Origin of the sequence: Legionella quinlivanii, from assembly GCF_003265995.1 — a bacterium.
GTDB lineage: Bacteria > Pseudomonadota > Gammaproteobacteria > Legionellales > Legionellaceae > Legionella_C > Legionella_C quinlivanii_A.
Map to the genome: position 1 here is coordinate 288,461 of NZ_MVJN01000001.1, position 23,182 is coordinate 311,642.

Genomic DNA, 23,182 nt, shown 5'->3' on the forward strand with positions numbered 1-23,182 from the left:
TTATTATTCCCCTTGGAATACTGCCTGCCGTTTGGCAAGAAATGCCTGCACGCCTTCCTGTTTATCCTGCGATGCACAAACTTTTGCGAAATGAACCGCTTCAAGATGCAAGGCATCGGTTAATGAGAGGTCAAAACCATGATCAATGACTTCCATAACGCCCTGAATGGCTAAAGGGGCCATCGACAAGATAGTTTTTAAGGTCTTATTAGCCTGCTCAAGCAATTGCTCCGGCTCAACCACATCAGTAACCAATCCCCAGGTGTACGCCGTTTCGGCACTGATAAAACGCCCGGTAAGGCAAAGGTCTAATGCTCTGCCCTTTCCAACCAATCGGGCCAGACGCTGTGTTCCTCCATAACCTGGAATGACACCTAGCTTCACTTCCGGTTGCCCAAATTGTGCCTTGGTCGAGGCTATGCGCAAGGTAGCGGCCATTGCCAGTTCGCAGCCCCCGCCAAAAGCGAAACCATTGATAGCAGCCAGAGAAGGCTTGCCCAGTGTCTCTAGCTGGCGAAAAACATCCTGCCCTTCGCAGGCGAACTGATAACCTGTCTGCGCATTGCACTCAGCCAATCGAGAAATATCTGCGCCGGCACAAAACGCCTTACCCGCACCAGTAATCAGCACAGCTTTAATTCTGTCATTGGTTCTGGCCTCGTGAAATAATTCCGACAGTGCCTGCAAAACCTCTGTACTTAGGGAATTTAACTTATCAGGTCGATTTAAAGTGATAGTGAAAATCCCGTCCTGATTTAATTCCTGTTCAATAACATCCATTACTAACTCCTGTTAATAGCGCGCTGCGCCGTTAGATAAAACCTTAATCAATAAAATATTCTTCATCAAGAACTGATTTGGCAACAATTTCGCGCATGATTTCATTCGTTCCTTCAAGGATTTGGTGCACACGCAGATCTCTGAATATTCTTTCAACCTGATAATCCTGCAAATACCCATAGCCTCCGTGCATCTGCATCGCTCGATCACTGATACGAAATGCAACATCTGTTGCCAGGCGTTTGGCCATTGCACAATACATTGGGGCTTTAGGATTATTTTTATCCAAAGCATCTGCCGCGCGGTAAACCATCAGCCGGGCGGCTTCAAAATCAGTTAACATGTCTGCAAAATAAAAACGCAAGGCCTGCATTTGGGATAATGATTTGCCAAATTGCTTGCGTTCGTGCAAATAAGACTGGGCCAGTCTTAGACAGGCAAGCGCACCGCCCAATGAACAGGAAGCGATATTGACGCGCCCTCCATTTAACGCATTTAGAGCAATCTTGAACCCCATCCCTTCATCACCGACTCGATTGCTGACTGGCACTTTACAATTTTCAAAAAATAACATGGATGTGGGCTGGCTATGCCATCCCATTTTTCTTTCCAGTTTTCCAAAACTTAATCCCGGCGTATCTTTCTCGATTAGAAGACAGGAAATACCATGATGTGACTCATCCCCGGTACGAACCATACATAAATACACATCACTGACACTGCCTCCGGAAATAAATGATTTAGCGCCGTTGAGCGTATAATAATCACCTTCTCTCACTGCTCGGGTCTTTAAGGAAGCGGCATCGGAGCCAGAATCGGGTTCAGTCAGGCAATAGCTGCCTATCACCTGCATTTCAGTAAGACGAGGCCCCCACTGCTGGCGCAAAGGTTCTGAACCGTAGCGGTCAATTAAAGAAACCACCATATTATGAATAGACAGAAAAGCGCTGGTGCTTACACAACCGGATGCCAATTGCTCGAAAATCAGAGAAGCATCCAGGCGGGTCATTCCGGTCCCGCCAATTTCTTCAGACACTACCAAACCGGCCATTCCAAGCGCTGCCGCTTCCTTCAGCACTTCAATTGGAAAATAATGTTCCTGATCCCATTTTTCAGCATAAGGCATTAGCTTTTCGCGTGCGAAATCAGCAGCCATCTCCCGAAAAGCCTGATGCTCTTCACTATAAGTGAAATCCATTGTTTGTCCTTAAGTTGTAGTGACTAATTTATTAGACACGCTAATCTGTCATTTTTATTGAATCAATAAAATGATATTATTGCCAATTTTTGCTGTCTATGAAATAAAAAAAAGAAAAATCATGGAACAAGTCCTGGAACGCACATCCCATCAAGCAACCAAAATTTTGAAAGATTATTTTGGTTATGACTCTTTTCGCGGTTTGCAGCAACAGGTCATTAGCGACTTGCTAGCTGGCAAGGACTTACTCGTACTGATGCCTACCGGTGGTGGGAAATCCCTTTGCTATCAGGTTCCTGCACTGATTCGACCGGGTGTAGCTATCGTCGTTTCGCCCTTAATCGCTTTAATGGAAGATCAGGTGGCTGCCCTGAAGTTACAGGGTATCCGGGCCGCTTATTATAATTCTTCACTTAATAGCGAAGAATCGCGGCAAGTGCTGGCTCAACTGCATCAGCAGGAACTGGATTTACTGTATATTGCTCCGGAGCGGCTGGTAAGTCTTTCTTTTCTGCAGCGCCTTGAGGATTGCGAACTGGCTTTATTTGCCATTGATGAGGCTCATTGTATTTCGCAATGGGGGCATGATTTTCGCCCTGAGTATGCAGAACTGGGTAAATTGAAAACGTATTTCCCTGATGTACCCGTTATCGCACTCACCGCGACCGCAGACCAGCAGACACGTCAGGACATCATCGACAAATTAAATTATCAGCCTCTATCCTATGTCGATTCATTCAATCGCCCTAATATCCACTACCGGGTTGAGTACAAAGATAATCCAGGAAAACAGCTGGCGCATTTTTTAAAAGAACAGGAGTCTCAAGCCGGTATTATTTACTGCGGAACGCGCAATGCCGTTACCCAGCTGGCTGAAAGACTTCAAAGTCAGGGTCATAAAGCGCGCGCTTACCATGCAGGGCTATCGCATGCCGAACGGCGGGAAGTTCAATCGCTCTTTCGCCACGATCACATCGATATTGTGGTAGCGACACTGGCTTTCGGGATGGGTATTGATAAGCCTAATGTGCGCTATGTGGTCCATTATGATTTGCCTAAAACCATTGAAAGTTACTATCAGGAAACCGGTCGGGCCGGACGCGACGGATTACCCTCCCAGGCATTTCTACTCTATGATCCAGCTGACAGCGCTCGTCTAAGAGGCTGGATTGCCGAAATTGAGGATGAACAGAAACACCGGGTTGAACTTAATAAGTTAAATCATATGATGGCCTTTGCCGAAGCCAGCCACTGTCGCCGTCATATTCTCTTACATTATTTTGATGAAAGCAGCGAGCCCCAATGTCAGTATTGCGATATTTGCGACTCCCCTCCTGTAACCCAGGATGCAACCCTGGAAGCGCAAAAGATTCTCTCCTGTATTTATCGATTAAAGCAAAGTTACGGTATATCCTATGTAATTGATGTGCTTCGCGGCAGTAATGCTGAGAAGATATTACAGAATGGCCATGAAAAACTGTCCACTTATGGAATAGGGAAAGACAAATCCGGCAAATTCTGGAAACTTTTGACCTGGCAGTTGATTCATAGAGATTATTGCTATCAGGATACCCATCATTTCAATGTGCTGCGCTTATCGGAAAAGGCCAAAGCAGTCTTAAAAGGAGAAGAAAAAGTCATGCTGGTGCTTCCCAGCGAAAAGCCCAAAGGGATTATTGCAAGAATAAAAGAGCAATATTTCTCTAAGGACAACGATCCCTTATTTGTCGCTTTGCGTGCATTGCGAAGGAAGCTTGCAGAGCAGGAAAACAAACCGCCCTTTATGATCTTTAGCGACAGTACCTTACATGACATGGTCAGGAAAAATCCCCAGACTGCGGAAGAGCTCTTGAACGTTACCGGTGTAGGACAGCATAAGTTAAATCACTATGGCCTGCACTTTTTGAAGGCTATTCGGGAGTTTGTGGAGTAGATATCCATTGGCAAATTTCTCTTTGACATTATTATGTCATTCCCTCGCGGCATTTTGCGTAAATAGAACAAAGCAGCAAATCTGTTGTCTTTGCGAACAAAGTGAAGCAATCCAGATCGAAGCTGGAACAGAGTAAGGAGCTGGATTGCTTCGCTAACGCTCGCAAAGACGGTTTTTTGTGCACCTATCTTCATTTCCCTCGCGGACAGTTAAAGAGGGGATTTTCTTTAAGTTGACCTTATGTGCCTGCGCGAAAACAACAGCGCGTTCAGATTATCCACTAATAATCATCACTGCCGTTATCAGGCACTACTCTTGTATTGCGGCCATAAATGACCAGAATATGTTGCTTGGTTTTTAACTTGATATTTTCAGCCTGAACCACAGAAATGATACTGCCGCTGTTTAGCCTGATAACGTATTCATAACCGTGAGAACGGTTAGTGCCTGTATCAACATTATCTGAATTCTCATTGGCGGGGCTTACAATGCCTGCTTCCGCATTTTTATTATGCAAACGAACAGGACGCATTGAAATAATGGTACCAGGAACCACTTTTTTGATTTTACCCACTTCAGCGGAGTCATAATCTCCCGGCTCAAGTTCTTTTGTACATGCAGTTAAGGCAAGTGCTGCAGAAACTACTGCAATTGAAATCAATTTTTTTATCAGCATTGATAATCTCCGGACAAAGAGCAGAAATTAATAATTGGCGATAATAAACGATTGCAGCCCGTTTTCAAAGAACCCAGGCTGCAATCCGCTGTCTGGAACAAACTTATTGCTCTTCTTTCAAAGATTTCACAACAGCCGGTAATAAACTTGCGGCATTATGAGTGTCAGCAAGATACTGAAGGATTACTACATTTTCCGTCAATCTCTTCTCCGGAGTAATCTCAAGTACCGGCACTGCACCCTTGGGATTTATATCAAGAAAATTATCTCCCTTTTCAGTCGTTTTGCTTCTCAGATTCACTGACTCATATTCAACATCCAGACCCAACTCATTGATTAGAATACGAACCCCTAATGAACAGGCGCCTTTACTGAAATACAGTTTCATAAATATCCTTTTTTTAGTTTTTTAAAGCGTTAGCCTAATAGACGGACTATGATTATTCAAGAAAAATTATTAAATATTTAGCCAATATTTGTACACCATGATTTTATGGTATATAGTTATACTAAACCATCCTGCAAGGACGCTATCATGAAAAAAATAGTATCTGCTGTAATCATCGCTACTGCTGCTGTACTCGTTTCAGGTTGTGGATTTAATAATTGTGGCGGTGGATGCGCCAATTATTCAGCCGTTCAATATACGACAACCTCAGGCTGCTGCGGATATACCACAAGCTGTTGTACTTCAGCCAGCTGGTAATCTCGACAACTACAGCTCCCGCCGAGTGCGGGAGTTGTAATTTTTACAGTTTATGATTTTTTTCTGAGCTCAATTACCAGAATATGCAGTGCTGTTTTGCCTATGTTGATATCCTGATGTAATTCCTGTCCCTGGGCGGTATCGAGAAACAGAGGTATCGATTTTTTCAATTGAATAATCCGCTTTTCTCCCGAACGATAAACCACCTGAAGACTGCCGTCTTCCTGGGGCACAATAACCCTTGGAAACTGATGGCTATGGTAAGCCAGAATATCCTCAGGGCAAAGCGTCGTTATCCAGGCTTTTGCATCCTCATTTTCGAAATAATTTTCCCGGCTAGTTTTGCATTCGCCAGCCATTAGCGAGAAACTGCAAAGCGATAATACCCAACCAAACCATAGTTTTTTCTTCATAATTAATCCAATAGAGCGGCAATTTCTGCCCTTACTTCCTTATATTGATTCTGTTCATCAACAAATACAACTGTTGGTTGATAATTTCGACAGGATTGCTCATCCATCTGCACAAAGGAAGCAATGATGATAATATCACCCGGTGTGACCAAATGAGCTGCCGCTCCATTGACGCAAATCGCCCGTGAATTCGCTTCACCTGTAATCGCATAGGTTTCAAAGCGTGTGCCGGCAGTCACATTCCAGACATGCACTGCTTCAAAAGGCAAAATATCGGCGGCTTTAAGCAGCTCGGGAGAGATGGTGATGCTTCCCTCATAATCCAGATCCGCATGGGTTACAGTGGCTCTGTGAATTTTAGATTTTAACATTCTGCGCTGGTTCATTTTTTCCTCTTTAAATACAACTGTCTTTTGATTAATAATAGCGCTTCATTTTAGGGCTGTTTGCAAGCAGAGACAACAAGATCCTGCGCTGAATCGGAAACTCATTGATTTAATCAATGATTGTCAATAAATTATTTCATTTTCCTAAAAACTTGAGCTTGAATAATACAATCAAACCCGTGTAAACTGGACCAAAATTTTTGTGTTACAGGAAGGGTATCGTTTTGGCTAAAATAATTGTCGTCACTTCAGGCAAAGGGGGCGTGGGTAAAACTACTACATCCGCTGCAATTTCTTCTGGTCTCGCATTAAAGGGTCACAAAACAGTTGTTGTTGATTTCGATATCGGACTTCGTAATCTTGATATTATTATGGGTTGTGAACGTCGTGTGGTGTATGATTTTGTGAATGTCATCAACGGTGAAGCCAGCCTGAATCAGGCATTGATTAAAGACAAACGTATTTCAGACCTTTATATCCTGCCTGCCTCACAAACACGGGATAAAGACGCATTAACTCTTGAAGGAGTTGAGCGGGTTTTAAAAGATTTATCCGCTGAATTTGAATATATTGTATGCGATTCCCCGGCTGGAATTGAAACTGGCGCCTTAATGGCCATGCATTTTGCTGATCATGCCATCGTAGTAACGAATCCGGAGGTGTCATCAGTAAGAGATTCTGACCGAATTCTTGGAATTTTAGCCAGCAAAACCAAGCGTGCAATTGATAATAACAGTCCTGTGCAGGAACATTTATTATTGACTCGCTATGATCCTGAGCGAGTGGAAAAAGGAGAAATGCTCTCCGTTGAAGATGTAAAAGAAATTCTGGCTATTCCATTGATAGGAGTCATTCCTGAATCCAAAGCTGTTTTAAAGGCATCCAATACAGGAACACCTGTTATTCTGGATGAGCACAGTGATGCAGGATTGGCTTATCAGGATGCGATTGCCCGCTTTCTTGGCGAAAGCAGACCCATGCGTTTTATCCAAAGTGAACGGAAAGGAATTCTGCGCAGATTATTTGGTAAGAACAGAGAGGATGCCACAGCATGAGTATATTCAATTATTTGAGAAGACGAAACAGTACTGCCTCAGTTGCCAAAGAACGATTGCAAATCATCATTTCGCATGAACGTACTCAGCGAAACACCCCTGATTATCTGCCAAAGCTTCAGGAAGAAATTTTGGCGGTGATTGCGAAATACATCCCGATTACCCGCGATAAAGTCAGTGTCAACTTAGAGCGAATGGGAGATAGTGCTGTATTGGAACTCAATGTAACCATGCCTGAAGAAGCCCTCGAAGAAATCTAGGCCCAGAGGGTTTTGCTGTTTATTGCACAAGCGATATTCGCTGGTGCTACTGATGCTTCAATAAAAATTTCTTTTTTCTTTGTCAGACCAATATTTGACCACTATACTCACTATACTAACAAATAGTAAAGTTGTGGGGCAGGTATGCATTTGGTGATTTATTTTTGTGGAGCCCGAAACTCCGGAAATGATTTCTTAAATGGTTATGATATAAACGACCCCAGCATTAAAACTATTTTCGTTGAAGGCTGTCATCATTCTGAAGTTTGTAATTCAATCCTGTTTCCCAATTTAAAATCCTTTGCCGAACGATTTGTTCATGCTCTTTTTGAAAGCCGAGGCGAGTATCCTGGATTAAAACATGTCGATTTGGCTCGTCTTAAACTGGGTATCAATACGCATGAGGAATATTCCTATACTCATAACGGGGAACTTGTCACACGGAAGAAAACGACGGTAACAGCAGAAGATGCCAGAGAAGATATCACCTCAATTAGCCTGGCCGGTTTTAATCGCGGCGCCTTGACCGCCTTTGAGGTTGCCCCGCTCCTTGAAAACCTTGCTCCTAAAGTGGAAATAGACATCATTGCCAATCAACCTGTGTCAGGAAATGCTTATCAACTCCCGGGCAGCCAGGCGGCGAACATTAGGGACTGCAGTCATTGCAACAATATACGTCATGTGAGCGTCATTGTTGAAGCCTATGCGGAGTCACTTGCCATTCCGGACGCGGATGAGCCATATCACCGCGTTTTCTTTACACAGATTACCCCCCTGCTTCCAGATAGTGCTATCAAAAATCTGATTGTGATTCCCAGAGAGAGTCATCAGGTACGTGAAAACTCCGCCGATGGTGAAGAGCATTTAAATATGGAGTTGGCAAAATCTTTAAGAAAAAGAGGGTTTCTTACTCAGGAAATCGTGGTTAAAAAAACGCTGACTTGCCGCAGAGCTGCATCATTTCTCTATCAGCAATTAAATCCAAGTATTCCTCCACTGATTGATGCCGATCTATCGAACTATTTCGGCATTAAAAAGGAACCAGTACAACACAAATCCCATGGAAATATGGGACTTAGAAAAGGCTATGAACTTCGTCACGAAGAAAGTCTGGTTGACTGGTGGGAACGCCAAGACAAAAAAGTGTCGCATTACTCCACCCTTTTAACCCAATTACTGGTGAAAAATTTAAAATCAGTGGATTTATCTGACAAAGATTCCCTCAAGGAGTTATATAAAGAAACCGACACCTGGCTTATCCTGAAAACTAACTTTGCCTCGTCACGATACGCCATGGTCGAAGCACTTCGTTATCACATAGGTGCTAAATTAATCGCCTTGGGAGTTGAGCCGAAGGAACTGGCAGCCATTGTCTGGGAAAATATGCACGAAACCAATTATTTTCTTTCTGAATGGAATAAAACTGTTAAAAACGCCAATTATTTTCGCACCAAGCAAACAAGGGATTTAGAAGAAGCTATTCATGATTATGCAGGTGAACTACCTACCAGAGAAAATGCTGAAAAATTACTGGGCATTCTTGATCAATGGTTAAATCAGGAAAATGCGCAGTCCAATAAACGTTTCGATTTAGTCATCATTATTCGTGAGCAGCTGGAAGAGGCTGTCAGAGCGGCGCATGGCGTTCTCGAATAACCTGCATTTCTTAACATTACATTAAGCTTTCATGGCTATAATTAGCACACAAATATAATTGAGGAACAAATATGCATTTAGTTATTTATTTTTGTGGTACAGGAAATCCTGGCACCAATTTTTTAAATGGCTATGATTATGTCAATGATCCCAATGTTAAAACCATCTTCGTTAAAGGCTGTCATGACCGCGAAGTGTGTAATGCGGGTATTTTCCCGGATTTAAAAGGCTTTACTGAACGATTCACCAATCAAGTGTTTGAAATGAGAGATGGTAAATTATATTTATCGACCTCTGATTTAGCATCAAAAAAGGTAGGAATCAGTAAACCCTACTCCACTGTTGCAGCTGGAGATGAGCAAAAAGAAATAACTTCAGTCACTTTCGCAGGCTTTAGCCGCGGCGGTGTAACCGCTTTTCTCGAGGCGCAACAATTTAAAACATTCGCACCGAATGTTGAGGTCGATGTAGTCGCCGACCAGCCTGTACCGGGTAACTCTTATCAAATCCCTGGAAGTAATGCGGCCAATATGGCTGATTGCAGTGATTGCTCAAATATAAAAAATGCGACCATTATTCTTGGAGCTTACACAGGCGTTCGACAATGGGTTGACCTGAATGTACTGAGCAAAGTACCCGAGAATTACCAAGCTTACAAAAATCAATATGTAGTTATAGGTCGTGTTATTTATTATGTGGATGAAAATGCTGAGATTACCAATGCGATGCCTGAGGGTTGCCAGTTACATGTCGCACTAGCAGGCACACATACTCTACGCTCAGACGAATTAGCTAGTTTAATCAAGCCTGAGCATCTGCATACAGAAGTGTTTTATGAGAATAACTCCAATATTCATCGAGCCTTTTTCTCACAAATAGTCCCCAGTCTCCCTCATACAGCCAAGCGCGAATTAATTATTATTCCTCGTGAAAGCCATCATCAGGTCAGACTAAATGCAGCCGATGGTGAAGAGCATTTAAATATGGCAATAGCCAAATCACTGGAAAAGCGTGGTTACGTCCGCAAAGAGGAAGTGGCACGAAAAATACAGGAAGCCCAAAAAACTTATGCCGTTAATGAAACACTACCACCAGCACAATTTCCACCGGCTCAGCAATTGCAAGGTTTCTTTGGCCTGCGAGCCAGGGATGCCTACCGTTATGTGGACAAATTACACCCCCAGGCAGGTATTCGTTCAGGCTACGGTCTTTTGAAAGATGAATCGATTACAAATTGGTGGGATAGGCAGGATAAAAAAGCGTCACGCTTTTCTACTGAATTAACTAAAGGTTTGGCCATGCTAATTCACTGTACAAACTATAATGATTCAGATGAGGTTAAACGTCTTTTTAAATTGGCGGATCGATGGCTAATTTTAAAAGCAAACTCTGCCTCATCCCGATATGCTCAGGTAGAATCTCTTCGTTATCATCTTCAGGGCAAACTACTCGATATGAACGTCGGTAAAACAGAGCTTGCTCAGATTAACCGCGAAAATTTACGAGATACAAACTATTTTGTGAATGAATGGAAGAAGTCAATCAGCCCCGCTTCTTATTTCCGAACTGATGCCACCAGAATACTTGAGAATGCTATCCATGCGCATGCCATGAACGTGCCTGATGAAACAAATGATCGAACTCTTTTAGAGGCTATCAATACCTGGCTTGATGGAAAAAATGCCAAAACCAGCAAACGTTATGATTTGGTGATCATGATGCGGGAACAGCTGGAAGAAGTGATTGAAAACACCTATGGCCTCTCACAAGAGCATCAGTCTGTACTCTCACACTAAATGGTTAAAATCAACCCTCACCCTCACTGCCATTAAGTTAAGCTCAATTGTATATTAAACTGTCATCCCCGCGCAGGCGGGGATCCATCTCTGAGCGAGCTATAATGCCAATTGAGGAATGGATTCCCACCTTCGTGGGAATGACAAAATTTCCTTAACTTAATGGCAGAATCAATCCCTTCTCTTCATTTATCCAATTGCCTTCAAACTGCTTGTGGACCTCACCCAGGGCTTACGCTGAGCAAGCTCCCCGGGCAAGGCTTTAACAGCCAGTTGCGCTTTACTTAAATCAGGAAAATTACCAAGCGTTAATACAAACCACTCACTGCCTTCACGAAGCGTGCGATAAATCTTTCCATTTTTAGCTTCAATATGGCGCGCAACAAAGCGCTTTAAATCATCGGCATTGCGGCTGGCGAGGATTTGAATAGTGAACTGCGTGGCCGACGGCTTGCTAGTTTTCGATGTCTGAATGACAGCAGGCTTGCTCGTTTCAGCTGGGCGCACTGGCAAAGTTTTAGCGGGCTTATTGCTGGCAAGCGATTTGACCGAGGCGGCGTGCGGATTTGTCTTATTAACCGTTTTTGGAATCACAACCACCTTGTCCATCACCACCAGGTTATTCAGCTCATCGTCTTCATCCGTATTAAACTCGATTACTCGTCTCATTGGCGGCGGTTGCAGCTCCTGAGACGATGATGCCACAGTCCAGGAAGGAATTTCGGTAACCAGTGCCGGCTCAATATGGGAGCGTAAAAGTTGAATGGAGTTGCTTGCCAGGTTAGGCAGGCTTGACACAAGCTTTTCTTGTGGAACAGTCAAAAAGACCGAAGGCGCGGGCAATTCCATTAATGAAGCCACCTCTTGAAACTGAGGCGCGGGTATTGGAGCGGGTGCAGGCTCCACTACAGGCTCAGCTACTGCCAGGGTTTGATTCTGGGTGGATGTATAAGCAAATCCCAAACCTACCAAGGCAGCGCCTAAAAGACCATAGGCTTTGACGCCTGCACGACGAGGGCGGCTGGCTTTTAAGGTGTCCGGGTTGAAGAAATCCTGCATCTGAGTGTTAATTCGTCCAATATAGCCGCCAGTCAATTGGTAAAACTGCGCCAGGCGTTTATCAGTCATGGTTTTATCAAGGCGTCTTGGAGAGGGGAGAAACTTTAACAGATAGGTCTTTGTTTCGCTTTCTGATAATCCGCCAAGCTCGATGCTATGAATTAAATTATCAAATAAATCTTTATCTAAACTATTAATACTGGCCGCCAGACTATAGTCTGAAACCAGGCATAAGTGGAAAAACCCCGTATTGCCCTGTTTTTTAATCTCAAGTAAAGCCTCTTTGATAAAAAGATCAGGTAAAAGTTGTGCATTATCGATAATAACCAGCACATGCACCTTTCTTTCATTCACTTGCTGGACAAAGTTAGACAGGCTTTGTTCGGCATCGATTCGCAAATGAAATGCTTCATACAGTTTAGACAATACCTGCTGCACATTAAGTGGCGCCTCGGCATTAATCAATCCAGTCTTGACTCCGGAGTCTAGGGATGATTTTAAAATCTGGGCAAAAGTACTTTTCCCTCCGCCTTTTTCTGCAAGCACAGTGATTAATACATTATTCAATAAAACCAGATGATTAATAAAATCAATCTTGTTAAGCCAGGCTGCGGGTTTAAAGGGAGGTGTTTCCATCGTTGGTTCACGGTGGTCTTTATCCATGGAATCATTTAGCACGAATTACTCTCCTTCGACTGCGAGCTTTAATACCTTCTGTAGCAAATCGGCAGGAACCTTGTCCTCAATGTAGCATTCGCCTATTTTTTTAATCAGTATAAAGCGCAATTTATTATTCTTAATTTTTTTATCTTTAGCCATTAACAGCGTCAAATTGTCCAGATTGATATCTTTAGGGATGCGGCGCGGCAATTCTGCCAATTTTAAAAGCTCATCCACCTGCTCGACCCCGGACTGCTCGAGATAACCCATCTCCCGCGATAATAACGCGATACAGTATAAACCAATGGCAACCGCCTCGCCATGCAGCCAGCGCTCATAACGGGTATAAGCTTCCAGTGCATGACCGATGGTATGTCCCAGATTAAGTAAAGCCCGGCGGCCCTGCTCTTTTTCATCCTCCTGTACATAACTCACCTTGATTTCACAGCATTGAGTAATGACAGGCAACAAATTTGTCTCAGAAAAAGGAGCCTCTAATAAATGTTTGATTTCAAGCGATAAATCACCTGCTTTAAGGATGGCATACTTAATCACTTCTGCAAATCCAGCCTGGCGTTCCCGCTTTGGCAGACTGGTGAGTGTTTTCACATCGATAATGACCGCATCAGGCTGGTAGAAGCTGCCTATCATATTTTTCCCAAGCGAATGATTAATAGCAGTTTTCCCGCCTACAGAAGCATCAACCTGAGCTAACAGCGTTGTAGGAATCAGCACAAAACCAACACCTCGCTGATAAGTGGAGGCGGCAAAACCGGTGATATCGCCAACCACTCCACCCCCAAGGCCGATGAGGCAGGTATCCCGGTGGTGCGATGCGCTGATAAGCTTGTCATAAATCTGCGTCAGGCTTTCCTGATTCTTATATTGTTCGCCATCTCTCAAAAGGACCACATCGCATTGTCTGTCAGCAAACACTGACTCCAATTGCTCCATATAGAGTGGAGCCACCGTTTCATTGCTTACAATTAAAACTTGCCTTGATTTAACAACACTCCTCAAAAAAAGAGGATCTGCCAAGAGATTTTCTCCAATATGGATTGGATAATCCTGGTCAGGCAAGCTTACTAAAATCTGTTTATATAACTCAGACTTCGCCATATATATATTTGATAATATTATTAGCGACTGCTTTCACCGTCAATTTGTCGGTTTCAAAACTGATATCCGCAAGCTCATCATAAAAAGGCTCTCTCTCATCACGCAGCATTTCGAGACGGCTTTCCAAATCTTCCGTTTGCAAAAGCGGTCTTTTCGTATCTCTTTTGGTGCGCTCAAATTGCTGTTGCAAAGAGGTTTTCAGATAAATAACGGTTCCTCGTCCTGCCAGGGCATTTCGATTCTCGGGAGTCATCACTACACCACCGCCCGTTGCCAGCACAATATTGGTTTTCTGGGTTAATTCATCAATGACTTTTTGTTCCCGTTTACGAAAACCATCTTCACCTTCAATATCGAATATCCAGGATATATCAGCACCGGCACGTTCTTCAATTACTTCATCTGAATCATAGAACTCAAGTTTGAGCTCCTTTGCCAAAGTACGGCCTATCGTGCTTTTTCCTGCTCCCATTGGCCCAATTAGAAAAATGTTGCGTACTTTAACTATGCTCATTTTTTATTACATACCTCTTCATCTGAACAGGAACTTAGTCCTGTTGTTTAACGAGATGCCTGTTTCCCTATTTCCAGGGAGCAGGCCTTCCGAATTTATTCAGTTCAACCCCTTTACCTTCAACAGTGGTAATTGAAAGCGTATTGGTTATTATCCTAGGAGTAATGAAAATGAGCAACTCCTCATTTTTAATTTCTGTGGACTGATTTCTGAATAATACGCCAACTACGGGCAGGTTTCCAAGAAATGGCACTCGATTAATCGAGTTGTTTTTATCTTGTTTATAAATTCCCCCCAAAACAATGGTCTGTCCATTGTTAACCAGGACGTTGGTTTGGATTTCTTTGGTCAGAATAGCAGGAACGCCGTTAAAAGTTTGCGGCGAAGGGGTATCCTGATTAATCTGCAAGTCCATCATAATTTTGTTATCAGGTGTAATCTGCGGAGTCACCTTTAAACTTAAGACCGCTTTTTTAAACGCCACCGCAGTCGCACCGCTTGAAGTCGCCTCCTGATAAGGAATTTCCTCACCCGATTCAATTACCGCTGATTGCTGATTGGTGGTTATCAGCCGCGGGCTTGAAATCACTTCACCCCTCCCTTCGCTTTCCAGTGCCGACAACTCCAAATCCAGCAGGATACCATCTCCGAGTTTGGCCAGGGCGATACCCACAGAGGCAGGCGATGCAGAAACAGGCGTTGCCGCCAGATCCACGTTAAGACGATCTGAAAGCGGTACTACATCTGCTGGCGCGACGTTTTGCGCCAGCTGATTCGCACCACTCAATGTTCCGCTAAGATGCGTAGGACGGGAGATACCGAAGCGAATACCCAGATCGCGGGCAAAATCCTTGGTCACATTAACAATTCTTGCCTCGATGAGAACCTGCTTAACTGGAATATCAAGTTGCTTTACCAACTCTCTGATTTCTTCAATCTGGGCGCCAGTATCCTGAATCCATATCGTATTCGTACGAGCGTCAACGCTTAGTGTACCCCGTTTAGACAGTAGAGAATTATTTTTATCCTTGAGCAGTACAGCAATATCCGCCGCCTTGGCATAATTGATTTGGATCAGTTGAGAGCGCAAGGGAGCCAGATTGGTAACAGCCTGCTGAGCCTTAAGCGCATTTTTTTCCTGCTCCAGCAGGTTTGACGCTTTATCGATTAGTAGCACATTTCCGGTTTTTCGTTTATCGAGAGCATTGGTTTTAAGTATAATATCCAGCGCCTGATCCCAGGGGATATCGTTTAATCGTAAAGTAATACTTCCCTGCACCTGGTCACTCACTACGATATTAATACCGGTGAACTCTGCCAATAACTGTAAAACCGCTCGAATCTGGATATTCTGAAAATTCAGCGAAATCCGTTTACCTGTAAAGACCATTTTCTTAAGTTTGGCCTGTTTTGCCTCTTCCGCACTCAAAGGATAGATTTCGACAATAAATTGTTTGTTAACCTGATAGGCATAGTGACCATAATCCCCTTTACTGATAATAGTCAGGCGCGCATCCTTCCCGTCCTGCTGAAGGTTTAAGAGTTGTGCAGGGCTCTGGAAATCAGCCACATCAAAGCGTTTTATTAAACGCTGGGGAATTTGGGTACTCATGAAGTTAACCACAACCTCCTTTCCAGTCTGGGTTACATCAATGGGTATACTGGCATCAGTTACATCAATAACCACGCGGCCGCCTTCTGCGCCTGTTCCGCGAAAATCAAGATTGGTGATGCCGTGACGAGCATTAACAGGTCGATTGCTTACAAAAATTTCTCTGCGCTGCTGAAATATCTGATGACTTTTTCCACTTAATGTCAGGGAATAGGTATTTCCTGCTATTTGACCTGAATAGGAAATAGAGTCCGTAAGATCAAGGATAGCTCTGACTCGATCGCCTACTGCCACTATATTATAGTTCGTTAGTGAACCTATTTCTATTTTTCTTGCTTTATCCTTCTCATTAATCACCATTTTTGTCTGAATAAAATCCAGAACCAGACGCGGGGGCTTTTGAGTAATGAAGCTGGCGGGCAAGTTGTTTAATGGGCTTGCAAAGCAAAAATCCACCCGAACTCGCTCATCTGGTAAAGGAATTACCTTAATACCTGTCATCGTGTTAGTTTCAGCTATTCCCTTACCTAGCGCCAGCAACATAAATAAGGCGATTAAAATTAGTTTACGCAACATCAACTCCTATTGTTCTTTTGCACTTAGATCAAAGCTAGTCACTTTTTTTTCCCATTTTCCGTCAATTTGAACTGACTCTTCCAGTTTTAGCGCATTATTCGTAATCTGGATTATCTTACCGTAGTTTTGCCCCATATAATCGCCTGGTCTTACTCTGACTATTTCACCGCTGGGTTTGCTGATTAATCCCCATATCATATTATCCTGTTTAAGAATTCCAACAAATTTTAAGGAATCCAGGGGATACTCCTCCAATGGCTGTTTGGGTCTTTTGGTATTGGGAGCGAGTTTATCCTGAAATTGCTTGACGGTTTTAGGCTTAAACGGACTGCGGCGGCTTTCGTTTTCGGGATAGATAAACTTGGCAAGAGGCTTAATCGTTGGAATCGGCTCGATGGGTTGTGCCTTGCGCGATTTGACTTCATTGATATAGCGAGAAAGTTCAAGATCTGCTGAGGTATCGCAGCCTGACAATAAACAGCCAGTCAGAATCACTATTAAATATCTGAAATTGAATGCTGTCATGATTTGTATCGATAAATTTTTGCGGTTAATTTCATTTCCAGTAATTCACCGGAGGCTGCTTTTTGCTTATCCTCTTTCACCGTGTTGATTTCAAAATCATGTAAAGTCACAATGCGCCCCATCTGCGCCACACGACTCAAAAAAACAGCTAGCTGATGGTAATTTCCAATAACTATAATATTAATCGGAACTTCGATATAAAAATCATGAATCACCTCGGGAGCCGGGGCGAACAATTGAAAGGTTAAGCCGCTGCTAGTACCGGTTTTGGAAATATCCTCGAGAAGACCAGGCATTTCATTTTGTGCCGGTAATTGTTTTAGCATTTTTCCAAATCGTTCAGACATGGTCTGCATTTGCTGGCGATAAGCCTGTAAGTTTGCGGCTTGTTTTTGTTTTTGCTCAAATTCAGTTTTTAAACCGGCCTCTGCGGATTTTAAGTTATCATATTCTTCAAAATAGGATTTGATAATCATCCAATAACCGAGACCAATGACTAAAAGTGCCAATACGAGGGCAGCCATATATTTAACCGCCAAGGGCCACTGTCCAGCATTTTCGAGCGTCAGATCACTTAAGTTTATAGTATTCATAATGTCAGTAATGCACTGTTTTTGGGTTTAAGTATGAAGCTTAATTTGAATTCATTTTCCCCGGTTTCTGGAGCCGGTGCATTGGTATCATTAGGATCCAGGGCATCTTTGCTTTTTTTGATCTCTGTTAATTCAGGATTTTGAATCCAGGGATTTTGCTCTATATTGCGCATCAGTATGGATACATTGCTATTGGATTCAGAATAACCGAGCAAGGTTATGCGGTTACCCTCGCGCTTCATTTGAGTAAGGTATACACCATCTGGGAGTATTTTAATAAGCTCATCCAATAAATGAACCGTTAAGCTGCGAGTGGCCTGCAGATTCTGCACGACGGTCATTCTTGAAATTAAACGTGCCCTTAAATCCTTTAACTGTTTGATTTCCGCGATCTGTCCGTTGAACGTGCTTATTTCGTCCTGCAACAGCTGATTTCGATGCTTTTGGCCGCTAACCAGGTCAGAGGCATAATAATACATGGCGAAAGCAATGGCACTTCCTAAAATAAGAGCCATAAGCAATAGCATAGTGAATTCTTTTTTTTCACGCTCCCGCTTGATTTCACGCCATGGTAAAAGATTAATAGTCGTCATTGCCTAATAAACCTCCCTCAAGGCTAATCCGCAGGCCACTATCAGGGAGGGAGCTTCTGCAATTAGTTGATCGCGATTGACCGTTTTAGCAATATCAATCTGGTCAAACGGATTGGCAATTGAAACGGGAATTCCGGTGCTTTCCTCCAGCTTTTCCGCCAGGCCAGTCAATTTTGCAACGCCCCCGGCAAGAAGAATATGATCGATAAATCCGTAATGGCTGGTTGAGAAGAAAAATTGTAACGCCCGTTTAATCTGTACCTGCAGCATTTCTCGGAATGGATTTAAAATATGTTCCATATAATCGGCCGGCATACTGCCATTTGAGTTCATTTTCATCGCCTCATGAAAAGAGACTCCATAATGCATGGAAGTTGCGTCAATAAGCTGTTTTCCACCAAACTCCTCTTCACGGGTAAAAATCATCTTCATTCCGTGAAGTACGAAAAAGTGGGAATACAGCGCTCCTATGTCGATGATAGCGATCACTTTATCCTTCCCCTGGGCTGGCAAGGCGCGGCTAACCAGTTGGGCAGTTCGCTCTACAGCAAAAGACTCAACATCGACCACCAGAACCTCTAACCCTGCCCTTTTTACAGCCTCTACACGACTATTTACATTTTCGCTTCTGGACGCAACGATTAGCACATCGAGAAGAGACGCATTTTTTGCAGCAGGCCCTATCACTTCAAAATCAAGATTGACTTCATTAACAGGGTATGGAATATATTTCTCAGCTTCCATGGTGATGAACTCTTCCATTTCCGAATCGTTTAAACCTTCATTAATTTGAATGGTCTTGCTAATAACCGCTGAGTCAGGAACTGCGAGTACAGCATTTTTACTAGTCAGATTTTCCGAGGAGATCATCTGCTTAATAGAATAGGCAATTGCATCTATATCTTTAACTGTATTCCCTTCAACCGCATTAAGGGGTAATAATTGAGAAGCATAGCCATTTACGCAGTGCTGCTGACCTGATCCTGAAATCTCTATAATCTTGATCGAAGTCGAGCTGATATCAATTCCAAGCAAGGACTGACGTCTTGGTTTAAACAATTTAAGCACGCGTATAATCTCCCTTCAGGTGCACCATGCAATGAAAGCTAACGTGTAAACTATGCGGATCTTGAGGTTGTTTCCCTGTATATCCTAACGTAAGCATCTAAAAAAAGGAACTTTTTCTTTAATACTGCCAATCCTGACTCTATTCGATTGATAATCGCTCATCTTATTTTCCATTTGCTCGTCAGAGAATGATAAAACTTGCCTAATCGCCCTAAAACTGTCCGTATTTATTTTTTGCTAACCACTTGTTCAACCCTTGCACTCTTAGTTCGCTTAAAATATAGTGAATAATCTGCTAACAGTTTTCAGATACAGTACAAGGAGTTGTAATGAAATTAACAAACGTCATCGGTGCCTTAGAAACTCTTGTCGTAGAATACTGCGCTGGACAAAATGTTTCTTTTAACATGGAGGCTTATAATCGCGACTCCATTGAGGGCAAGTCAAAACGATTGGGAGCGTTGGTTGCAACCGCTATGAAGGCGAGTTACAGCGAAAGAGAAACCCTTTATAACTACGTGTTATATATTATTTCGAGTTTGCATTCACTGCATGTGATTGATGAATCCACTAGAAAGTTTGTTCTGAAACCCAGCCTGACTAAAGAAGAGGTCCTGAAAGCTCAAAATGATTTTGAGGACTTTTTATGGAATGTAATCACTCTTCTTAAAACATCACAAACATCAACAATCGAGATAAGCTATAATGAGCAAATAATCAAAATGCCTGGTTTGCTTCGTCGCTTCGGGTATTATTGTTATACAGGTGACTTGTTCTGCGACCCGGAAAAGTTCATTCTCCAGCTAATTCTTAAAGATAAACTTCCCAAAGAACGATGTAGGGAAGAAGCGGAAATCTGCTTTGCCCCGTCCCTTATCCATGTTCTTGATCTTCAAATAAAAGATCTTGAGAAAAAACTTGCAGAAACCCAGCAAGCCAGTGAAGAAGAGAAAAAGCTGCGTACGCAGGTTGAGGGGCTTATTCGTGAAAAAGATATAGCGATTGAGGAGTTGAAAAAGACCGAAGAATTGGCCAGGCAGCGCCTGGAGGAATCTCAAAAAGCGCAGGAAAATCTGGTTGCCGAAAATAGAGAATTAAGACAAGAGAACGCGGAAAAAGAAAAAATAATTGCTGCTAAGGGTCTTGAACTGGCAGCGAAAGACAAACAACTAGAAGCGAAAGATCAGCAATTGGCAGAAAAGGAACAACAACTGGCCCTTATGCAGAAAAGAATTGCAGCCCTGGAGCAAAGCAGCAGGAATAAAGATGACGCCTGTGAAAAACTTCAGACTGAGCTTTCCGCAGTACGGGCCTTCGGCGCTCCTTTTTCATTAACCGCTCAATTATACGGAACAAATCGCCATATCCTCATGCGAAATATGAATCCAAAACCGGAGGAAGATAAGAAATCCAAGACCGCAAAAGACAGCGATGAGTTTCCCGGATTGCAATTAGGTGGTTTTAACGGCTCACTGGTCGATTAAACAGCAAATACCTTCTCTTTGCGCTTTATTATTCGCAATAAAGCGCAAAATCGCGTTATAATCATCGCATTTCAATTTCTAAAGCTCCACACAACATGAAAAAAATGATTTACTTTTGGCGTAAAGGGCTCTGGGCGCTTTTAAGCCTTTTCTTTGTTGGTGTCGTTGGAGTCAGTTTCCTCTATCTTTATCTGGAAAGTCAGCTGCCGAATGTGGATTCATTAAAAACTGTCCACCTTCAGGTGCCCCTGCGCGTTTATACGCAGGATGGCAAGCTAATCCAGGAATACGGGGAGAAGCGACGCATTCCACTGACTTATGACGAGATTCCCAAAACCTTAGTCTTTGCACTATTGGCAACTGAGGACCAGCGCTTTTTTGAACATCCCGGAGTCGATGTCATGGGGCTTGGCCGCGCCATGGTAAATATGATCCAGACAGGCAGCAAATCACAGGGCGGAAGTACGATTACCATGCAGGTAGCACGTAATTTTTTCTTGAGCCGCAAAAAGACTTTTTTAAGAAAATTCAATGAGATCCTGCTGGCTATTAAAATTGATCGTGAGTTAAGCAAGGAAAAAATTCTTGAGCTGTATCTGAATAAAATCTATCTGGGGAATCGCGCTTACGGCGTGGGAGCCGCGGCTAAAGTGTATTATGGAAAGCAGCTGAAAGACTTGAACCTGGCCGAATTGGCAACTATCGCCGGTTTACCACAGGCCCCCTCCACACAGAATCCTATCATCAATCCGGCTGCTGCCAAAAAACGACGCGACCACGTGCTGGAACGATTACTCGAAGAAAAGTACATTACTCAGGAACAATATAACGAAGCTATCCAGCAACCAATAACTGCCAAATATCATGGACCCAATATTGAAGTAAGCGCTCCCTATGTTGCAGAAATGATTCGCCAATCACTTTATGATCATTATGGTGAAAACGCCTATACCAAAGGCTATAAAGTTTATACCACAATCAATAGTAACCTGCAGCTCGCAGCTAATCAGGCCGTATTTAGTCAACTGATGGCCTATGATCATCGACATGGCTATCGAGGTGCCGTAGCCAATGTGGGCCCGGTTAATGATCAGTCCCCTGCTGCCGCCCGTAAATTGCTGGCTTCTTATCCCACGGTGAACGATCTCCAGCCTGTGGTTATTTTAAGCCTTAAAGATAAAGAAGCAACCGCGCTAATGCGTGATGGCAATAGCATTACTATCAAATGGGAAGGAATGTCCTGGGCCAGGCCCGCGCTAAGAAAAGGATGGATGGGTAAAGCACCTCAGAACGCGCATCAGGTTTTTAAAATTGGTGATATTGTCTATGTCAACCAGAAAGAAAACGACTGGATGTTAAACCAGGTACCGCAGGCCGAAGCAGCGCTTATTGCATTGAATCCGCAAAATGGCGCTATCGAAGCCCTGGTTGGCGGCTTTAATTTTGAGAAAAGCAAGTTTAACCGGGTAACGCAATCCAGCAGACAACCTGGCTCAAGTTTCAAACCTTTTGTCTATGCCGCAGCACTCAATAAAGATTATACGCTGGCGACTCTTGTCAATGACTCGCCGATTGTTGTTGATGATCCCAGTCAGCCTACCTTGTGGCGTCCCCATAATGACAACCAGACGTTTAACGGCCCCATGCGCTTAAAAGAAGCCCTGATTCGTTCTCGCAATCTGGTTTCCATTCGTGTACTGGATGATTTGGGCTTTGATTATACGATTGATTTTGTATCCCGTTTCGGCTTTCGCAAGCAGCAGCTTCCCCGCGCATTGTCTCTGGCCTTGGGAAGTTTGTCAGTCAGTCCTCTTGAGCTCACCGCAGCCTATGCAGTGTTTGCCAATGGCGGCTATCGTGTGGAACCTTATCTGATTGATCATATCAGCGATGAAGACGGGAATATTCTGCTTCGCGCAAAGCCTGCCGTGGTCTGCGACAATTGTGCGCAAGCCAGGTCGGACTCAGACTCTTTCGCACCACGGGTTATCCCAGCCGATATCGCCTTTCTAATGAATACTGCATTAAAAGACGTTGTTCAGCAGGGAACTGCTCGTGCCGCTCGCGTTTTGAATCGACAAGACCTGGCTGGTAAAACAGGAACCACCAATGATCAGGTCGACGCCTGGTTTGCCGGATTTACTCCCAATCTGGTTGCGACAGCCTGGGTTGGCTATGATACGCCTCAATCGCTTCACGAATATGGCGCAACCGTTGCACTGCCCATGTGGATTGAATTCATGAAGACAGCCCTCAAAAACGTGGCAGAACAAAGCCTGACCAAACCTGAAAATGTGGTCGCAGTTCGCATTGATCCCAAAACGGGTCTTCTGGCCAATGAAAATCAAAGCAACGCGATAGTGGAATATTTCAGGGAACAGGATGTGCCAACAGAAGAAGGGGCGCCTGTAACTGCCGGCAGCTCTTCCTCTTCATCATCGGAAGAAAGTGAGAACCTGTTTTAGTTATGACAAAATCCCCTCTCCCAAGCTGGGAGAGGGCTAGGGTGAGGGTTGATTT

The 23,182-nt window shown here is 43.5% G+C and carries 22 protein-coding genes; 8 read left to right on the forward strand and 14 right to left on the reverse strand.

Annotated elements, in window-relative coordinates:
* Positions 1 to 3 precede the first annotated feature (3 nt).
* Together B1207_RS01175 and B1207_RS01180 are read right to left on the reverse strand one after the other, a co-directional pair.
* Positions 4 to 780, reverse strand: a complete 777-nt coding sequence (locus B1207_RS01175; protein ID WP_112218171.1) for an enoyl-CoA hydratase/isomerase family protein — start codon at positions 778 to 780, stop codon at positions 4 to 6.
* Positions 781 to 823: 43 nt separating this feature from the next.
* Complete coding sequence (locus B1207_RS01180; protein ID WP_112218172.1) at positions 824 to 1,978, reverse strand: acyl-CoA dehydrogenase family protein; 1,155 nt, start codon at positions 1,976 to 1,978, stop codon at positions 824 to 826.
* A 121-nt stretch (positions 1,979 to 2,099) separates the two neighbouring features.
* On the opposite strand from B1207_RS01180, the gene recQ reads away from it, so the two are divergent.
* On the forward strand, positions 2,100 to 3,911 hold the full coding sequence (recQ, locus tag B1207_RS01185; RefSeq protein ID WP_112218329.1) for a DNA helicase RecQ: 1,812 nt from the start codon (positions 2,100 to 2,102) through the stop codon (positions 3,909 to 3,911).
* Positions 3,912 to 4,191: 280 nt separating this feature from the next.
* On the opposite strand, the gene B1207_RS01190 is transcribed toward recQ, so the two are convergent.
* Together B1207_RS01190 and B1207_RS01195 are read right to left on the reverse strand one after the other, a co-directional pair.
* Positions 4,192 to 4,587, reverse strand: a complete 396-nt coding sequence (locus B1207_RS01190; protein ID WP_112218173.1) for a hypothetical protein — start codon at positions 4,585 to 4,587, stop codon at positions 4,192 to 4,194.
* 103 nt (positions 4,588 to 4,690) lie between these two features.
* Positions 4,691 to 4,975 carry a glutathione S-transferase N-terminal domain-containing protein gene (locus tag B1207_RS01195; RefSeq protein ID WP_112218174.1) on the reverse strand — a complete coding sequence of 95 codons (285 nt, stop codon included), beginning with the start codon at positions 4,973 to 4,975 and terminating at the stop codon, positions 4,691 to 4,693.
* A gap of 147 nt (positions 4,976 to 5,122) precedes the next feature.
* On the opposite strand from B1207_RS01195, the gene B1207_RS15885 reads away from it, so the two are divergent.
* The gene (locus tag B1207_RS15885; protein ID WP_157072315.1) at positions 5,123 to 5,293 is read left to right on the forward strand and encodes a hypothetical protein; all 171 of its coding nucleotides are present in this window, start codon (positions 5,123 to 5,125) and stop codon (positions 5,291 to 5,293) included.
* Between the two features lie 50 nt (positions 5,294 to 5,343).
* On the opposite strand, the gene B1207_RS01200 is transcribed toward B1207_RS15885, so the two are convergent.
* Together B1207_RS01200 and panD are read right to left on the reverse strand one after the other, a co-directional pair.
* Positions 5,344 to 5,706, reverse strand: coding sequence for a hypothetical protein (locus B1207_RS01200; protein ID WP_112218175.1), 363 nt, complete (start codon positions 5,704 to 5,706; stop codon positions 5,344 to 5,346).
* A gap of 2 nt (positions 5,707 to 5,708) precedes the next feature.
* Positions 5,709 to 6,092 carry an aspartate 1-decarboxylase gene (gene panD, locus B1207_RS01205; RefSeq protein ID WP_058509004.1) on the reverse strand — a complete coding sequence of 128 codons (384 nt, stop codon included), beginning with the start codon at positions 6,090 to 6,092 and terminating at the stop codon, positions 5,709 to 5,711.
* Positions 6,093 to 6,316: 224 nt separating this feature from the next.
* On the opposite strand from panD, the gene minD reads away from it, so the two are divergent.
* The 4 genes from minD (at position 6,317) to B1207_RS01225 (ending at position 10,859) form a co-directional block, all read left to right on the forward strand.
* Positions 6,317 to 7,147: a septum site-determining protein MinD gene (gene minD / locus B1207_RS01210; protein WP_112218176.1), complete on the forward strand. Its 831-nt coding sequence runs from the start codon at positions 6,317 to 6,319 to the stop codon at positions 7,145 to 7,147.
* Complete coding sequence (minE, locus tag B1207_RS01215; RefSeq protein ID WP_058509002.1) at positions 7,144 to 7,407, forward strand: cell division topological specificity factor MinE; 264 nt, start codon at positions 7,144 to 7,146, stop codon at positions 7,405 to 7,407. Before minD ends, minE begins: the two co-directional genes overlap by 4 nt.
* Before the next feature lie 144 nt (positions 7,408 to 7,551).
* Positions 7,552 to 9,063: a hypothetical protein gene (locus B1207_RS01220; RefSeq protein WP_112218177.1), complete on the forward strand. Its 1,512-nt coding sequence runs from the start codon at positions 7,552 to 7,554 to the stop codon at positions 9,061 to 9,063.
* Positions 9,064 to 9,134: 71 nt separating this feature from the next.
* Complete coding sequence (locus B1207_RS01225) at positions 9,135 to 10,859, forward strand: hypothetical protein (RefSeq protein ID WP_112218178.1); 1,725 nt, start codon at positions 9,135 to 9,137, stop codon at positions 10,857 to 10,859.
* Between the two features lie 189 nt (positions 10,860 to 11,048).
* Here B1207_RS01225 and B1207_RS01230 read toward each other — a convergent pair whose 3' ends face one another.
* From B1207_RS01230 to pilM, 8 genes are all read right to left on the reverse strand, one after another.
* Entirely contained in the window at positions 11,049 to 12,596 is a 1,548-nt protein-coding gene (locus B1207_RS01230) for an AAA family ATPase (protein ID WP_146739993.1), read from the reverse strand.
* Positions 12,597 to 12,599: 3 nt separating this feature from the next.
* Complete coding sequence (gene aroB / locus B1207_RS01235; protein ID WP_112218180.1) at positions 12,600 to 13,697, reverse strand: 3-dehydroquinate synthase; 1,098 nt, start codon at positions 13,695 to 13,697, stop codon at positions 12,600 to 12,602.
* A complete protein-coding gene (gene aroK, locus B1207_RS01240; protein WP_112218181.1) occupies positions 13,684 to 14,211 on the reverse strand; it encodes a shikimate kinase AroK in 528 nt (175 codons plus the stop codon). Before aroK ends, aroB begins: the two co-directional genes overlap by 14 nt.
* A 67-nt stretch (positions 14,212 to 14,278) precedes the next feature.
* Positions 14,279 to 16,366, reverse strand: a complete 2,088-nt coding sequence (locus B1207_RS01245; RefSeq protein WP_437178493.1) for a type IV pilus secretin PilQ — start codon at positions 16,364 to 16,366, stop codon at positions 14,279 to 14,281.
* Positions 16,367 to 16,405: 39 nt separating this feature from the next.
* Positions 16,406 to 16,924, reverse strand: a complete 519-nt coding sequence (locus B1207_RS01250) for a pilus assembly protein PilP (RefSeq protein ID WP_112218182.1) — start codon at positions 16,922 to 16,924, stop codon at positions 16,406 to 16,408.
* Positions 16,921 to 17,517 (reverse strand): type 4a pilus biogenesis protein PilO, encoded by a 597-nt coding sequence (locus B1207_RS01255; protein WP_112218183.1) that lies wholly within the window; start codon positions 17,515 to 17,517, stop codon positions 16,921 to 16,923. The genes B1207_RS01250 and B1207_RS01255 overlap by 4 nt, the downstream gene beginning before the upstream one ends.
* A complete protein-coding gene (locus B1207_RS01260; protein ID WP_112218184.1) occupies positions 17,514 to 18,110 on the reverse strand; it encodes a PilN domain-containing protein in 597 nt (198 codons plus the stop codon). Before B1207_RS01260 ends, B1207_RS01255 begins: the two co-directional genes overlap by 4 nt.
* Positions 18,111 to 18,113: 3 nt before the next feature.
* Entirely contained in the window at positions 18,114 to 19,178 is a 1,065-nt protein-coding gene (pilM, locus tag B1207_RS01265; protein ID WP_112218185.1) for a type IV pilus assembly protein PilM, read from the reverse strand.
* A gap of 329 nt (positions 19,179 to 19,507) precedes the next feature.
* On the opposite strand from pilM, the gene B1207_RS01270 reads away from it, so the two are divergent.
* Positions 19,508 to 20,662, forward strand: a complete 1,155-nt coding sequence (locus B1207_RS01270; protein ID WP_112218186.1) for a hypothetical protein — start codon at positions 19,508 to 19,510, stop codon at positions 20,660 to 20,662.
* Positions 20,663 to 20,757: 95 nt separating this feature from the next.
* Positions 20,758 to 23,127, forward strand: coding sequence for a penicillin-binding protein 1A (locus B1207_RS01275; protein ID WP_112218187.1), 2,370 nt, complete (start codon positions 20,758 to 20,760; stop codon positions 23,125 to 23,127).
* The last annotated feature ends 55 nt before the right edge of the window (positions 23,128 to 23,182 follow it).